The sequence below is a fragment of the Pseudoduganella aquatica genome (assembly GCF_020865585.1).
GTDB lineage: Bacteria > Pseudomonadota > Gammaproteobacteria > Burkholderiales > Burkholderiaceae_D > Rugamonas > Rugamonas aquatica_A.
In genome coordinates this window covers 3,658,094-3,674,403 of the sequence record NZ_CP086370.1, presented here as the reverse complement: position 1 = coordinate 3,674,403, position 16,310 = coordinate 3,658,094, and the positions used below count along the sequence as shown (strand labels likewise).

The window sequence follows — 16,310 nt, the reverse complement described above, 5'->3', positions numbered from 1 at the left end:
TCGTTTGATCTTGCGCAAAGCCGAAATCCGGGCGGCTTTCTAGCATCGGAACTCCGGTGCGCATGGCGCGCACTTCCACTGCAAGGAGGCCGTATGCAAACGCTGGATCCCACCCGCCGGGTGTTTGTACTCAAGCTGCTGTCCGCCACGCACGACTTGACGCTGGCCACGCTGCGCCCGGACGGCTATCCGCAGGCCACCGTGGTGAGCTACGTCCACCAAGGCCTGATTTTGTACGCCGGCATCGGCCTGGACAGCCAGAAGGCGCATAACATCCGCCAGAACAACCGGGTCTCGGCCACGGTCACGCCGCCCTATGCGGACTGGCAGCATATCCGTGGCCTGTCGCTGGGCGGCCTGGCGGAGATAGTCGGCGATGCCGACGAATCGGCGCACGCGGCCGACCTGATGCTGTTCCGCTTTCCGCAGTTGCGCCAGATGGTGCATGCGGGCAGCGCAACATGGCCGGGTTCGGTGTTTGTGCGCATCACACCGTCGGTGATTTCGGTGCTGGACTATGAGCAAGGCTTCGGGCATACCGAGCTATATGAAGTGCCAAGTAGCATGCATGGCACTTATTGATGTGCACTTGATACATGCACCCTATGAATAATCCGTTCACAATAGGGGAATGATGTAGGTCTATTCCTACGGTGCGTTGAGAAATTTCACATGTGGTTACAATTGTTACCCTGATTTGTGGGAATGTGTGCTTTTTGCGCAAAATGAGCATGCTAATATCCCCTTCGCTTTGCATGCAGCCTCAGAAAAGAGGATGATGTAATGCACTGCACCAAATAGCAAAAGCACACAATATTTGTTGTCTTTTGGAAATAAGTGGTATCATAGCGTCCCCGTTGTCCGATCGAGCGACACGCATAAAGGTTCTCAAAGATGGAATTATTCAACAAGTCCGGCGTTTTGGTAGCAACGGTCCTGGTTACCGTGGGCGTACTGATCGGCGTACAGGCTAAAGACGACATGGTCCCGCCTGCACCGGTTATCGAAGCGACGGCACTGCAAATGAATAAAAACGGGAATTTTGCTGCGGAGCGGCGACTGCGCGAATGGGCTGAACAGGGTTCCGCCGTGGCGCGCCGCGAACTGGCCCGCCAATACCAGGCGGACAGCAACCGCCGCGACGAAGCCATCAAATTATTCGAAGACGCAGCCCGCGCCGGCGACAGCCAGGCCGCCACCAAACTGGCCGAAATGCAGCGCGAAGCGCGTGATGCCGAACTGAGCAATATCAAGGAAGCGGCCGCCACCCGCACCGCCGCCAACACCTGGAACCGCTACTAAGCTGCGCCCCTGTCCATGGATAGACTGCGCGCACTGGAAGTGTTCGTCGAGGTCGTCCGCAAGGAAGGCTTTGCCCGCGCAGCCGAAGCCCTCGACACCTCCCCCGCCAACGTAACCCGCTATATCAGCGACCTGGAAGCGCACCTGCACACGCGCTTGCTGAACCGCAGTTCGCGCCGCATGTCGCTCACCTCCAGCGGCGAGGCGCTGTTTGAACGCGCCAAATCCATCCTCGACGAAGTGGCCGAGGCGGAAGCCATCGTGTCCTCCGCCACCATGCAGCCGCGCGGCTTGCTGCGCATTAACGCGCCGCTGAGTTTCGGCGTGCTGCAGCTGGCGCCGCTGTGGCCGCGCTTTATGGAGCTGTATCCGGACGTGCAGCTGGAGGTGGCGCTGATCGACAGGGTGGTCGACATCGTCGAGGAAGGCTATGACATGGCCATCCGCATTTCACGCGCGGGTTCCACCTCCCACGTGGCGCGCAAGCTGGCCAGCTCGGTCAACATGCTGTGCGCGTCGCCGGCCTACCTGGCCAAACACGGCGCGCCCGCCACGCCGGCCGATCTGCCCAAGCACCACTGCATAGGCTACAGCTACAACGCCACGGATGAATGGCAGTTGCTGGATGCGGACAACAAGCTGCATACCGTCAAGATTCCTTTCATGATGCGCACCAATAACGGCGATACCGCGCGCGCCGTGGCGCTGGGCGGCCAGGGCATCATCTGGCAGCCCACCTTCCTGGTTGGCGCGGACCTGCGCGCGGGCCGCCTGGTACAGGTGCTGCCCGACTACAGCCTGCCGGATATCGACATCCAGGCGGTCTATCCCAGCCGGCGCCACCTCAGCGCCAAGGTGCGGGTCATGATCGATTTCCTGGTCGAACAGTTCAAGGACACCCCGCCTTGGGACCGCCCCTAGGGCATAAGAGAGAGCGCGTTTGCCGGTGCACTGCGCTAAAGTGCCTCCATTTACAGGATGGAGCATGACAATGGCAGACAGCGTGGCAGACAGCGTGGCAGACAGCAGCACTGAATTACGGGCATCCCGGCAAGCAGTTGCACTGGGTTTTTTAGGTGGTTATGTGGACACGCTGGGCTTTGTCGCCCTGTTCGGCCTGTTCACCGCCCACGTTACCGGCAACTTTGTGCTGATCGGCAGCGAGCTGGCCCGCCCCAGCGGCAACAGCGTGCTGATCAAGTTCCTGGCCTTCGGCGCCTTTGTTGCGGCCGTAGCCTTTACCCGGCTGTACATCCTGTCGCTGGAACGGCGCGGCAAGGCGCCGCTGCGTTCGGTTTTCTCGCTGCAACTGATCTTGCTCATTGGCTTTATGCTGGCCGGCCTGGCCGCCGTGCCGCTGACCACGTCGGACGCGCCGCTGGCCCTGCTCGCCGGCGCGATAGGCGCGGCCGCCATGGGCGTGCAGAACGCCGCCGCCAAGCTGCTGCTGTCCCATCTGACCCCAACCACCGTCATGACGGGCAATGTCACCCAGCTGGTGATCGACCTGGTGGACATTGTGCGCGGCGGCGCGGACGCATCCGTCCATCGACGCTGCGCCAAATTCCTGTGGCCGATACTGGCCTTCGGCGCCGGCGCCATAGGCGGAGCGTTTGCCTATATTTACGTTGGATTCTACGGTTTGCTGCCGGCGATAGCGCTGCTGGCCTGGCTCGCGTGGGGCGCCAGGCCGCAGCCAGCCTAGCTGGCGCGTGCTTGCAAAATTGGTGTTAACCGCGTTTAACATCTCTTAACTTGATCTGCCTACCTTGTCCGTACATCATAAATGTATGAGAAGCAACAGCGCTCGCTGCTGCAGTACGTAGGAGATCCACCATGCAGCCAAACACCATCAACATCCACATCATGCATGAAGACCCCGTCATGGCGGCGGGGTTGCGCGCCATCCTGGGCGAGCATGCAGAGTTTGCCGTTTCCACCCACGCCGCCTGCCCGCAGGCGCTGAGCGTGGCGCATGTGGTGGTCGCAGACTACCAGAGCGGTATTGCCGCCGCCCGCCAGGCGCCCCAGGAACGCTACAGCCCCGCCCGCCGCGTGCTGATCGTGACCCAGTTCGACAAGGAATGGGAAGTGCGCATGGCCATGGACAGCGGCGTGCACGGCTATCTGCTGCAGGGATGCAGCGCCGAGGAGCTGGTGAAAGCCGCCCGCTTGCTGAGCCAGGGCCTGCGCTACCTGAGCGAGTCCGTCACACGCTGCGTGGCGGACAGCCTGAGCCGCGAGTCGCTGACCGGCCGCGAAACCGACGTGCTGCGCCTGCTGGCCCAGGGCTGCTGCAACAAGTCCATCGCGCGCGAACTGGGCATAGGGGTGGGCACGGTAAAGACCCACGTCAAAGGCTTGATGAGCAAGCTGGACGCCACCGCCCGCACCCACGCGGTGGTGGTGGCCACGCAGCGCGGCCTGATCAGCGCCAGCCAGCGCGCCATGGCCCGCCCCCAGAACAATGGCTTTCACAACGCAGCATTTCAGTAAGGATCTACAATGAACAAGCTGACCACCGCTTTCGGTGCCCCCGTCCCTGACAACCAGAATATCCAGACCGCCGGCCCGCGCGGCCCGGCGCTGCTGCAGGACGTGTGGTTCCTGGAAAAACTGGCCCATTTCGACCGCGAAGTCATCCCCGAGCGCCGCATGCACGCCAAGGGCGCAGGCGCTTACGGCACCTTCACGGTAACGCATGACATCACCAAATACACCAAGGCATCGCTGTTCTCCAGCATCGGCAAGCAGACCGAGTTGTTTGTGCGCTTCTCGACCGTAGCCGGCGAGCGCGGCGCGGCCGATGCCGAGCGCGACATCCGCGGCTTCGCCATCAAGTTCTACACCGAGCAAGGCAACTGGGACCTGGTGGGCAACAACACGCCGGTGTTCTTCCTGCGCGACCCGCTCAAATTCCCCGACCTGAACCACGCCATCAAGCGCGATCCGCGCAGCGGCTTGCGCAGCCCCAACAGCAACTGGGACTTCTGGACCCTGCTGCCCGAAGCGCTGCACCAGGTGACCGTGGTGATGAGCGACCGGGGCATTCCGCGCAGCTATCGCCACATGCACGGCTTCGGCAGCCATACCTTCAGCTTCATCAACGCGCAGAACGAGCGCTACTGGGTGAAGTTCACGCTCAAGACGCAGCAGGGCATCGCCAACCTGAGCGACGAGGAAGCGACCGCCAGCATAGGCGGCGACCGCGAAACCCATCTGCGCGACCTGTACGAGAGCATAGAAGGCAAGGATTTCCCCAAATGGAAGCTGTTCGTGCAAGTGATGCCGGAGAAGGAAGCCGCCACCGCGCCATACAACCCCTTTGACCTGACCAAGGTCTGGCTGCACAAGGACTACCCGCTGATCGAAGTGGGCGTGCTGGAGCTGAACCGCAATCCCGAGAACCATTTCGCCGAAGTGGAACAGGCCGCGTTCAACCCCGCCAATATCGTGCCCGGCATTAGCTTCTCGCCGGACAAGATGCTGCAGGGCCGCCTGTTCTCCTACGGCGACGCGCAGCGCTACCGTCTGGGCGTGAACCATGCGTCGATTCCGGTCAACGCGCCGAAATGCCCCTTCCACAGCTACCACCGCGACGGCCAGATGCGGGTGGACGGCAACCAGGGCGGCGCCACGCCGTATGAGCCCAATAGCTACCAGGAATGGGTGGAGCAGCCTGATTTCCGCGAGCCGCCGTTGTCCATCGAGGGAGCGGCCGACCACTGGAACCACCGCACGGACGACGACTATTTCAGCCAGCCGCGCCTGCTGTTCCAGCTGATGACGCCCGCCCAGCAAACGCTGCTGTTTGAAAACACCGCGCGCGCCATCCATGGCGCGTCCCAGCAGGTGATAGACCGCCACGTGGCCAATTGCACCGCTTGCGATCCGGCCTACGGCGCGGGTGTGTCGGCCGCCATCGCGCGCATCCACAACGTAAAATAGACGACGCCCCGGCGGGTTACGCGGGCAGAGCCCGCTAACCCGCCCCACGCGAAACTACCCATGCGGCGCCGTAGGGCGGGTTAGCGCGCAGCGCGTAACCCGCCAGCACCGCAGCTGCAAAAAGTTCCCCTCCACTCCTTGACGCGCCTCATTCCGCACATCTCCCCCGGGCAGATACTGTAGCCAACCTGAGGAGAACGCCGTGCGCGCGCATCAGCAATTCCTGGACAGCCTGCAAAGCTACACCCGGCAGCATCGCGCCGAGCCCTGGCGCGGCCCCTTCGCCCAGTTTCTCGGGCAGATTTTGCCGGCCGCCCCCACCCTGCTGGCGCGCAACGCCCACCAGTACATCTGGGACATGCTGCGCTGGAGCCGCGCGGGCGCCGGACAGGATTTGTTTGCGGGCGAACTGTTCGGCCTGGACGACGCCCTCGCCCGCGTATGCGCCTACTTCCAGGCTGCGGCGGCGGGCTCCGAGGTCGGACGCCGCTTGCTCTTGCTGCTCGGCCCGCCATCCGGCGGCAAGTCCACGCTGGTGATACTGCTCAAGCGCGGCCTGGAGGAATACAGCCAGACCGACGACGGCGCGCTGTACGCCATCGCAGGCTGCCCGGTGCACGAGTCCCCGCTGCACCTGCTGCCGCACAGCATGCGCGGCCATTTCCGCGACACTTACGGCGCCGTGGCCGAGGGCGAACTGTGTCCGCACTGCAGTGCCCGCCTGGAGCAGCAGCATGGCGGCGACTTTCTGCAGATGCCGGTGGAGCGTCTGTTCCTGGCCGAGGCGCAGCGCTGCGGCGTGGGCACATATGCCCCGCACGACCCCGCCACCGCCGACATGGCCGACCTGGTCGGCTCGGTCGACCTGTCCAAGGTGGCCGAGGTTGGCGACGAAGGCGATCCGCGCGCCTGGTCCTGGTCCGGCGCCGTGTACGCGGCCAGCCGGGGCGTGCTGGAGATGATAGAAATCCTGAAGGCCAAGCGCGAGTTCCTGCATCTGCTGCTCACGCTGACGCAGGAGAAGAACGTGAAGGTGGCGCGCTTTCCGCTGATCCATCTGGACCTGGCCATCGTGGCGCACACCAACCTGGCCGAGTTCCGCCGCTTTGTACTGGAAAGCGAAAACGAGGCGCTGCTGGACCGCATGGTTATCGTGCAGGTGCCGTACACGCTGGACTACCGCGCCGAAGCGCGCATTTACGCCAAGCTGATCAAGTCGGCCGCACCGGCTTTCCGCGACGCGCATCTGGACCCGCACGCGCTGCACGCCGCGGCCGTGTTTGCCGTGCTGAGCCGCCTGCCGGACAGCGAGGGCAAGGACGACGAGCTGGTGCGCGCGGTGCGCCTGCACGCTGACGAAGACGTGGGTGGCATGCTGCGTCCCGAAGCGGCGCGCACGCGGGAGGGCGCGCCGGGAGGGGAACAGGATGCGGCGCTGGCGGGCGTTTCGCCGCGCTTTGTGGTCAACGCGCTGTCCCACGCCATCATCCACGCCAGGCAGTGCGGCCATGCCAGCCTGGGCGCCATGGAAGTGCTGCTGGCGCTGAAGGATGCGATCGAGAGTGACGCACGTATCGAGGCCCGCAAGAAGCGACGCTGGCTGGAGCACCTGGCGCTTGCGCGCAAGGCTTTCTACAACGTGTGGGTGAAGGAGGATGTGCACCGCGCGCTGTTTGTGGCCTTCGAGCGCGAGGCCGACGAGCTGCTGGAGAAGTACCTGGACGAAGTGGAGGCGATGCTGGACAACCGCCAGGTCAGCGATCCCATCACCAGCGATGAGCGGCGGCCGGACGAGCGCTTTCTGCGCGCGGTGGAGGAGAAGATACACGTGAGCGAGGCGGGCAAGCAGTCCTTCAGGCAGGAGGTGGTGCGCAAGGCGATGGGCGCTTACAAACGCGGCGAACAGTTCAACCTGGCCAGCCATGCGCCGCTGCGCGAGGCGATACAGCAATACCTGTTCGAGCAGCGGCGCGATGTGCTGCGGCTGGTGAGTTCGGAGCGGCGTCCGGACGAGGCTGTGCGCGGACGGCTAAGCGCAGTGGAGCAGCGCCTGGTGGACGAATACGGCTACGACGCCCACAGCGCGCGCGAGGCGCTGGCCTATGTCACCACTTTGCTGGCACAGGAATGACGGGGGCGCCATGGCAGACCAGTCCCGATGGTATGAGCTGTTCTCGCGCGGCGAACGCGACTGGCTGCGGCACAACCAGAAAGTGCGCCAGGCGGTGCTGGCCTATGTTCCGCAATTTCTGGAATGCCCGGACCTGATTTCCGGCGACCCGCGGCGCCCGGTCCGCGTGCCCTTGCATCTGCTCGAGCACGCGCGATTTCGATTGGCGGATGCGCCCGACGGCGGCAGCGGCGCCGGCCACGGTCCCGGCAGGCCTGGCGACATGCTGCGTGCAGGGCGAGAACCGGCGTGCGCCGGCAGCGCGGAGTCTCTCGCAGGGGACGACGGCGTGCGCATGCAGCTGGAGTTCACCGCCGGCGACATTACGGACTGGCTGTGGGAGGAACTGGAACTGCCCTTGCTGGCGCCGGAAACCGGCCCCGGCAAGGAGCCGGCGAACATGCGCAGCGGCTGGAACCGGCAAGGCGCGCTGTCGCAACTGGACCGGCGCCGCACCGCCATGCAGGCAGTGAAACGCCGAGCTGCCCAAACGACGCGGCCCTCCCCTGCACCCGGCCTCGCCTACATCAACGATGACTTGCGGTTCCGCCAGCAGCAGCCCCGCCGCCATGCGGCCAGCAAGGCAGTGGTCCTGTTCGCGCTGGACGTGTCCGCCAGCATGACGCTGCCCGAACGCAAGCTGGCCAAGACCTTCTTCCATTTCACGCTGCACGGCCTGCGCCGCCGCTATCAGGACGTGGCGGTGCGCTTCCTCGCGCACGCCACCCGCGCCTGGGAGTTCTCCGAACAGGAGTTCTTCCAGATTTCCGGCGAAGGGGGCACGCAGGCATCGTGCTTGTTCCAGCTTGCGCACGACATCCTGCGCGCGGACTACGGGGGCGGGCACCACAACGCCTATCTGTTCTACGCGTCCGACGGCGAAAACTACAGGGAAGACCGCGCAGCCGCCAGCACCGCGCTGGCGGCCCTGGCGCCGTCGCTCAATTTCATGGGCTACGCGGAAACCGTGGTCGGCGCATCACGCGCCAATGCGGCCCAGGGCAGCGAGCTGCAGCGCCTGTTCGCCGCCCGCCAGCATGCCGGCGACGCGGCGGCAATCTGCACGCTCGCGCAGCCGGACGACGCATGGAACGCCATCCGCAGCTTCTTTGGCCACGGCGCCGCGCGCAAATGAGCCGCCATCTCGCCGCCATGGAGGCGCTGGCCGCCGAACTGGGCCTGGAATGCGGACCGGTGGATTTTGAGCAGGTGCCGGAAAGCTTCATGCTCGAAATCGCCATCTACGGCTTGCCCGTGCGTATGCGGCACTGGTCGTTCGGCCTGCGCTACCTGCGCCAGATGACGGCGCGCCACATGGGCCAGTCCCGCATTTATGAGGTGATGTTTCCCGGCGCGCCATGCCGCGCCTTCTTGGCGGACAGCAACACCGAAGCCGAGAATGCGCTGGTCGGCGCCCATGTGCTGGGCCACGCCGATTTTTCCCGCCGCAATGCGCTGTTGCGCGGTTTCACGGATCCGGGTGGCAGCGGCATCCTGGAGCGGAGCGCCGCCCATGCCAGGCTGGTGGAGCGCGCGGCGCTGCTGCACGGCCAGGCGGCGGTGGACACGGTGCTGGATGCGGCCCTGGCGCTGGAGGCCCAAGTCGACGTGCACGCCGGCGTGCCGGAGCGTGACCTGCTGCTGTTCATCGCGCGGAACGCCCCGGAACTGCAAGACTGGGAGCGCGGCATTCTGCTCGCGGTGCGCGAAGAGGTGTGCTATTTCCATCCGGTGCACGCATGCCAGATCATGAACGAAGGCTGGGCCTGCTATTGGCATGCGCGCCTGCTGCGCGAAGCGGGCTTCCTGGCGGCGCCGCTGTACCTGGAAGCGATTCGTGTCCATTCCGACATCGTGCGCCCATGCGGCGACGGCCGCCTGGCTTTGCAGCTGAATCCCTACCACCTGGGATACGCGCTATGGGACCACATTATTGAACGCCGCGGCTTGGCCGAAGCACGCCGCATCTGCCGCGACGAGGACGATTTCGGCTTCATCCGCAATTACCTGGACCGCGACGTCGCCGCGCAGTTGCAGCTGTTCGCCTACATGCAGGACCGCGATGGCGCCGCCTGGCTCGCGAGCCGGGACTTGCCCGCGCTGCACGAAGCCATCCTGGCGCCGCGCTACAACTATGGCGCGCCGTCGATCCGGGTGGCGGGCGTGGGCGCCGGCGGCAGGCTCGCGCTGGCGCATGACCACGACTGCGACGGGCGCGGCCTGGCCCAGCCGCAAGCGGAACGGGTGCTGGACTATATCGCCCGCGTGTGGCGCCGCCCGGTGGAGCTGCACACCGTGGACCAGCGCGGCGCGGCCCTCTGCCTGCAAGCAAGCCCGCAGCCTGATGCAGTTCATTGAGGCCGATCAACAAGCCCCGGGCCGCGAACGCCTACGCTGGAACTCTACGCCCGTCCCCCGGAGAGATCTATGTCGAATTCGTCCCTGCCCCGCGCCAGCCGTGCCGCCGGCGCCATCCTGGCCGCCGGTCTGCTTGCCGCCAGCCTGCCCGCCTGCAAGCACAAGCCGGATGGGCCGGCCCTGATCGCGGAAGCGCAAGCCTACCAGAAGAAAGGCAATACGCGAGCCGCCGTTATTCAACTCAAGAACGTGCTGCAAGCCAACCCCGAGCACAGCGCCGCGCGCGCCTTGCTGGGCGATTTCTATCTGGAATCGGGCGATGTGCAGTCGGCTGAAAAGGAATACCGGCGCGCCCGCCAGGCCGGCATGGCGGAGGTCGAGATCCTGCCGCGCATTGCGCGCGTGATGCTGCTGCAACAGCAATTCGACGGCTTGCTGGCCACGCTGCCCGCGCGGGCGGCCACCGCCGATATGATGGCGCTGCGCGCCTACGCGCTGCTCGGCCTGAACCGGCGGGCCGAAGCGGAACAGCAGCTCGACGCCGCGCTGGCCAAGCAGGACGGCAACAGCCTGGCGCTGCTGGGGCGGGCTCGCCTGGCCCTGCTGGACAGCGAGCAAGCGCGCGCCCTGGCGCTGGCGGACCAGGCGCTGGCGCTGCATCCCGGCGACGTGGACGCACTGCGCTTCCGCGCCGACCTGCTGCGCGTGCAAGGCAAGCCGGCCGAGGCGCGAGCCAGCTACGAAAACATCCTCAAGCTGCGCCCGGCCGACCTGCAAACCCGCATCGACATCGCCAGCCTGTTGATCCAGGCCGGCAAATTCGCCGACGCCAAGGCCCAGCTGGCCCTGGCCCGGGCCGCCGCGCCCGCCAGCCTGCCGCTGGTGTTCACGCAGGCCTTGCTGGACTTCCGCGAGCAGCGCTATCCGGCGGCACTGGAACAGCTGCAGCTGGTGCTGCGCGCAGCACCGGACTATATGCCCGCCGTGCTGCTGACCGGGGCCGTGCAGTACGAACTGAACCAGAACACCCAGGCCGAGCAGCAGTTGCGCCGCTTCCTGGAAAATCTCGCCGGCCACCTGTACGCGAGCAAGCTGCTGGCTGCCACGCTGTTGCGCAACAACAAGGCGGTCGACGCGATTGCGCAGCTGAAGCCGCTGATCGAAAAATACCCCGGGGATGCCGAGCTGCTGGCCACGGCAGGCGACGCCCATATGCGCTTGCAGCAGTTCGGCCAGGCGGCCGACTATTTCCAGAGGGCGGTGGAATTGGCGCCCGGTACGTCCGCACTGCATGCGGCGCTGGGCGCGAGCCGGCTCGGCCTGGGCGACAGCCAGCGCGCAATCAGCGAACTGGAGCGCGCAAGCACGCTGGACGCCAAGGCGCCGCGCGCCGGCATCATGCTGGTGGTGGTGCATCTGCGTAACAAGGACTACGCCAAGGCGCTGGCCGCCGTGGCGGCGCTGGAAAAACAGGGCAACAATCCCGCCGTGCAGAACCTGAAAGGCGGCGTGCTGCTCGCCAGCAGCGACTTCTCCGCCGCGCGGACGGCGTTCCAGGGCGCGCTCTCGCTCGATCCGGCTTACTTGCCCGCACTCGACAATCTGGGCCAGCTCGATGTGCTGGAGCACCAGCCCGAACGCGCGCGCCAGCGCTACGAGGCGGCGCTGGCCAAGGATAAGAAAAACATCGCGGTCATGACGGCGCTGGCGCGGCTGGCCACCGGCCAGGGCAAGACCGCCGAGGCGATAGGCTGGCTGGAGCGGGCGCAGCGCGAAAATCCGGACGCCCTGCCCCCGGCGCTGCTGCTGGCCAACTACTACCTGCGCGCGGGGGAAACGCCGAAGGCGCTGACGCTGGCGCAAAAGCTGCATGGTAGTAATCCCGATAACGCGGACGTGCTGGCCGTGCTGGCGCAGGCGCAAACCGCCGGCAACAGCCACGAGGCCGCGCTGGAGAGTTATACCAAACTGGCCGTGCTGCAGCCCGATTCGCCCATGGTGCAGATGCAGATCGCCGGCGCCAACCTGGCCTTGCGTCAACTGCCGGATGCCTTGGCCGCGGCGCGCAAGGCGCTGGCGCTGCAGCCGGACAACGGCCTGGCCCAGCTGACCACGGTGCGCCTATTGACCGAACAAGGCAGCTGGACCGAGGCCTTCGCCATCGCGCAGCAGGCGCAGAAGCGCAATCCGCAGCTGCCGCTGGGCTACCGCCTGGAAGGCGACATCCTGATGGCGCAAAGCCGCGCCGTGCCGGCGCTCAAGCTGTACGAGCGCGCCTATCTGCTGGAACCGAGCGGCCCGGCCGTGATCGCCATCCACCGCAGCCTGGCGGCGCAGGGGCGCAAGCAGGAGGCCACCGAGCGCGTGCTGCACTGGCTGCAGCAGCATCCGCGCGACGCGACCGCGCGCCTCTACCTGGCCAGCGCGCTGATGAGCGCGCAGGACTACGCGGGGGCGGCGGCGCAGTACGAGAAAGTCATCGAGGCCGACGCCGGCAACGTGGTGGCCCTGAACGACCTGGCCTGGACGCTGCAGCAGGTGAAGGACAAGCGCGCGCTGGCGTACGCCGAACGGGCGCACAAGCTGGCCGGCGGCAATCCGGCCGTCAAGGACACGCTGGGCTGGGTACTGCTCGAGCAAGGCCAGGCCGCGCGCGCCGTGCCGCTGCTGAAACAGGCCAGCGACGCGGCGCCGCAGGCCAGCGAGATCCGCTACCACTACGCCACCGCGCTGATGAAGACCGGCGACAAACCCGGCGCGCGCCGCCAGTTCGAGCTGCTGCTGGCCGACAAGACCTTCACGCGCCAGAGCGAAGTGCGGGCACTGCTGCCGCAGCTGTGAGTTCGGCCGTGGGCTCGGCTGCACAGCGTCGCTTTTGCTTACACGCATGCCCAGCGCCGGACCGGCAATCCGGTCCCTGCCCCGCAAACCGCCGCGTGGCCCGCATATTGCTATGTGTGTAGTGAGCAACCCAACCACAGGAGTTCATCATGCAGAGCTTGACCGTATTGCGCCGCACGCTGTTTTGCCTGGCCGCTGTTTGCGCGCCGCTGGCCATGGCGGCGCCGCTGGCCCCCTTCGTCCTGAGCAAACCGGGCCTGGTGGAAATCAAGTACACCGGCTACCAGGCGCGCAGCAGCGACGCGGGCAAGGCCGGCACGCTGAAGGAGTCCACTTTCGCGGCCGGCTATATGACCTCGATCAACGAGGTTGGCAACGCCTCCGACAGCTACTGGCAGCAGGGGCTGAACAACCAGAGCATCTCCTTCATGATGTATGGCGCAGGCGACGCCAGCACCGCTGCCGGCACCGGCGGCGTGGGCAAGCGCATCTTCAGCGCCGGCTGCACCAACGCGGCCTTTGGCTGCGACGGCAAGATACACCTGGACTTCTACATCGATAAACTGAGCGGCGGCACCAACCCCGGCTTTGGCACGGGCGGGCTGAAAGCGAGCGACCGCACTGCCTTCAACAAAATCAAGGGCATCACCGACGGCGAATTGCTGATGAGCTGGGAGTTCACGCCCGGCATGGTGACCGGCCCGGTAGCCGGCATGAGCAATGTGGCGTTCAACCCGCTCAACACCACGCTGTTCCAGGAAACCGACGGCCTGCCCACGCCGGCCTTCGGCACCGGCACCTATTTGGCCAATTGCATGTCCGGCCCGGCCTGCATTTACTTCCGCAGCGCCAGCCAGGCCGGCGGCAGCGACTTCTTCGGCATTAACACCATGACCAGCATACTGGCCACTTCGGCGGTGGGGAAAAACGGCTGGGGCTGGCGTCTGGCCGACCCCGTGGTCGCCCTGGTGCAACTGCCCGAGCCCGGCGTTCTGGCGCTGCTGGCCGCAGGGCTGCTCGGACTGGCCGGCCTGCGCCGGCGCGGCAGCGCCTGATGGATGCCCCCATGCCGCTGCAGCGTATGCCAGGTCCGGCGCTAAACCCGCGCCGGCGGCTGGTAGCGGCCGGGCGCGATAATGCCTTGCGGGTCCAGCGCGGCCTTCAGGCGGGCGGCCACGCGCCAGTAGCTGTCGCCGCCGCTGTCGAGATCGGCCATGGACTGCAGGCCGACGCGGTAGGGAATGTAGCCGGCCTCCATGACGGTGTCGAACAGCTGGCGGTAGCACATCATGGCGCGCGCGGTCTCGTCCGGGCTGTCCTTGTCGTAGGCCACGGTGATCACGCCGCCCAGCGCCCGCTCGTTGATCATGCTGAAGGTGGCGAACAGGTCGAAGCCGTGCAGGCGGAAGATCGGCTCGGCCAGCGCATGCACGCGCAGCAGGTCCTCGCCGCACATGGGCAGCACGGGCGACACCCACAGCAGGCCGCAGTTGTCCAGCGCCGGGTTGGCGCCGCCGGGAAAGCCCGGCGGCAGGCCGCCGCGCCTGCGCCAGTAGGCGCCGGCCAGGAAGCGTCCGTTGGGTATGCCCTTGTTCATGTCGAACAGGGAGCGGCCCAGCGCCACCTTGGCGCGCAGCCGCCGGCCGGCCGGCCGCTCGCCCAGCAGGCCGGCCATCCAGCCGGCCACGGCCAGCTTGCGCTCGTCGATGAACTGCGGCCTGGCGCCGGTGTGGCGCAGCGCCTGCCGCACCGCGCGGCGCGCGCACGCCACCTGGCAAGCGCTGCCGTACAGCGCGCCGGACACGGTCCAGGCGCCCACGCCGGCCTCGCGGCGCAGCTGCGCCCGCAAGGCGGCCGGCAGCGGCGAGGCGCCGCCGGCCCGTTCGTGCGGATAGGTGGCGCCGCCGGAAATCACGCGCAGGTCATTGCCGATATGAACAATGCTGCGCAACGTGCCGTCCAGCCGCAGGGGCCGCAAGGCGTCCACCACCGGCGCAATGTCCTCGTGGCGCTCCACGCTGCACAGGAAATGGTTGATGGCCCCGGTTTTCGGCATCAGCCACAGGCCGACGCTGGTGACGATGCCGAAATTGGACTGCGTAAACAAGCCGTCCAGCCACGGCCCCAGGCCGTAGGGAAACACGCGGCTGTTGCGGCTGGCGGGAAAATGGCCGAAGCCGGTCTGCAGCACCTCGCCGCCGGCCAGCACGATTTCCATGCCGCACACATTCTGGAAACGGTTGCCATAGGGACTGTGGCCAAAGCCGCGCTCGAGGATATTGCCCATCAAACTGGTGTCCGGCCCGGCGCCCGTGCTGTCCATCCACAATGGCAAATTCTCCGACAGCAAATATTGCGACAGCTGCTGCTGCGTCACGCCGGGCTCTATCACCACGTAGGCCAGCTTCGCATTGACTTCGCGGACGCGGTTCATGCCGCTCAGGTCGACGATCACCTGGCCGGCCGTGGCCGCGCACGCGTCGCCATAGCCCCAGTTCCTGCCGGTGCTGATGGGGTACAGCGCAATCCCCCTGGCCGCCGCGATGCGCACCAGCGCTTCCACTTCGCCGCGCGTATGCGGCCGCAGCACCGCAGCCGGCCGGGCGCTCCATGACGACGTGCTGCTCGCATAGGCCGCCAGCGTGGCGCCATCGTCCAGCACGCGCTGCGGCCCGAGCAGCATGCGCCATTGCGCCAGCGCCTCGGCCAGGCCCGCTGCCTGTCCGGCAGCTTGCGGAACGCTCATGGCTAATTCCTCCCCTGCACCAGGCGCGAGGTAATGCCGGGCTCGTCCCAGATGGGGAAGAAATACGGGTAAAAGGAACGCTCGGTGGTCTGCTGCTCCATCAGGCCGCCGAATTTGCGGATCTGCTCGCCCATATAGTCCAGCTCCAGGCGCAGCAGCACGGCCGGCGCGCCGACCCGGCTGCATTCGCGCTGGCCGCCGAAGTCCTGGAAGCCCAGCATGCGCTTGTAGAACATCACGTGGCGCGGGTTGACCTCGATGACGTAGTCGGAGAATCCGTGAATGTTGTGCGCATAGATATAGGAGATATGGATCAGCGCGGCGAACACGCGCTTGGATACGCCCTTGTCTATCGCCAGCCGGGACGGCTCGCACAGGCGGCGCTGGCGGACCCGCAGGCCGTCCAGCTTGTCGCGGAAATTTTCATCGGCCGGCAGGCCGAGCTGGGGATCGTCCAGGCACAGCGACATGGTGCCGACGGTGACGCCGCCGGTTTCCGCGTACAGCGTAATGCGGTTCAGCACGTGGTGCGCCGACGGGTCGACGTCGTAGCCGCGCCAGCCGTACATTTTTTTCAGCAGCAGCGTGGCCGCTTCGCGCCGGCCGCGTGAGTTGGCCATGCGGATATGAAAGATTTGCTGGTCGATCGGATGGTCCAACTCCGGGGTGGCCAGTCCTTCGCCGATGACAAGGTCGCTCAGCCCCGTCGTCGCGTCAAAGGAAATGATGGTGTCGTCTTCTTGGTGCACGCTCGCGCTCCTTTGCTAGTCAATTCGCGGCCGGCACGTACAGCGAACCGGGCTCAGTTCTTTCAGACAAGCAGATCCGGGAAAAGTTCCCGTCGGGTCCAAATTGTTTGCCGAGGCCGCCTGCGGCCAGTGTCGCTTTCCTTGGCATAGCCCCCGCCGGACGCCGCATCCAATACGCAAGCCGTTGATTTATATC

At 66.1% G+C, this 16,310-nt stretch carries 13 protein-coding genes; 11 read left to right on the top strand and 2 right to left on the bottom strand.

Annotated features, from left to right (window positions below; genetic code table 11):
• Positions 1-93: 93 nt before the first annotated feature.
• From KT882_RS16350 to KT882_RS16300, 11 genes are all read left to right on the top strand, one after another.
• Positions 94-582, top strand: a complete 489-nt coding sequence (locus KT882_RS16350) for a pyridoxamine 5'-phosphate oxidase family protein (RefSeq protein WP_228892516.1) — start codon at positions 94-96, stop codon at positions 580-582.
• 312 nt (positions 583-894) lie between these two features.
• On the top strand, positions 895-1,302 hold the full coding sequence (locus KT882_RS16345) for a hypothetical protein (protein ID WP_187358726.1): 408 nt from the start codon (positions 895-897) through the stop codon (positions 1,300-1,302).
• A 15-nt stretch (positions 1,303-1,317) separates the two neighbouring features.
• A complete protein-coding gene (locus KT882_RS16340) occupies positions 1,318-2,223 on the top strand; it encodes a LysR family transcriptional regulator (RefSeq protein WP_228892515.1) in 906 nt (301 codons plus the stop codon).
• A 64-nt stretch (positions 2,224-2,287) separates the two neighbouring features.
• Complete coding sequence (locus tag KT882_RS16335; protein WP_321170256.1) at positions 2,288-3,007, top strand: YoaK family protein; 720 nt, start codon at positions 2,288-2,290, stop codon at positions 3,005-3,007.
• A 131-nt stretch (positions 3,008-3,138) separates the two neighbouring features.
• Positions 3,139-3,798 carry a LuxR C-terminal-related transcriptional regulator gene (locus KT882_RS16330; protein ID WP_228892514.1) on the top strand — a complete coding sequence of 220 codons (660 nt, stop codon included), beginning with the start codon at positions 3,139-3,141 and terminating at the stop codon, positions 3,796-3,798.
• 9 nt (positions 3,799-3,807) lie between these two features.
• A complete protein-coding gene (locus KT882_RS16325) occupies positions 3,808-5,250 on the top strand; it encodes a catalase (protein WP_161072880.1) in 1,443 nt (480 codons plus the stop codon).
• Positions 5,251-5,452: 202 nt separating this feature from the next.
• On the top strand, positions 5,453-7,381 hold the full coding sequence (locus tag KT882_RS16320) for a serine protein kinase (protein WP_161072879.1): 1,929 nt from the start codon (positions 5,453-5,455) through the stop codon (positions 7,379-7,381).
• A gap of 10 nt (positions 7,382-7,391) precedes the next feature.
• On the top strand, positions 7,392-8,555 hold the full coding sequence (locus KT882_RS16315) for a DUF444 family protein (protein WP_161072878.1): 1,164 nt from the start codon (positions 7,392-7,394) through the stop codon (positions 8,553-8,555).
• Complete coding sequence (locus KT882_RS16310) at positions 8,552-9,778, top strand: SpoVR family protein (protein WP_187358725.1); 1,227 nt, start codon at positions 8,552-8,554, stop codon at positions 9,776-9,778. Before KT882_RS16315 ends, KT882_RS16310 begins: the two co-directional genes overlap by 4 nt.
• Before the next feature lie 69 nt (positions 9,779-9,847).
• Positions 9,848-12,619 (top strand): XrtA/PEP-CTERM system TPR-repeat protein PrsT, encoded by a 2,772-nt coding sequence (gene prsT / locus KT882_RS16305; protein WP_228892513.1) that lies wholly within the window; start codon positions 9,848-9,850, stop codon positions 12,617-12,619.
• A gap of 149 nt (positions 12,620-12,768) precedes the next feature.
• Positions 12,769-13,674, top strand: coding sequence for a PEP-CTERM sorting domain-containing protein (locus KT882_RS16300; RefSeq protein WP_161072875.1), 906 nt, complete (start codon positions 12,769-12,771; stop codon positions 13,672-13,674).
• A 41-nt stretch (positions 13,675-13,715) separates the two neighbouring features.
• On the opposite strand, the gene KT882_RS16295 is transcribed toward KT882_RS16300, so the two are convergent.
• Positions 13,716-15,365 (bottom strand): FAD-binding oxidoreductase, encoded by a 1,650-nt coding sequence (locus KT882_RS16295; protein ID WP_228892512.1) that lies wholly within the window; start codon positions 15,363-15,365, stop codon positions 13,716-13,718.
• Positions 15,366-15,367: 2 nt separating this feature from the next.
• Positions 15,368-16,114 (bottom strand): N-acyl amino acid synthase FeeM domain-containing protein, encoded by a 747-nt coding sequence (locus KT882_RS16290; protein WP_161073491.1) that lies wholly within the window; start codon positions 16,112-16,114, stop codon positions 15,368-15,370.
• Positions 16,115-16,310: the final 196 nt, after the last annotated feature.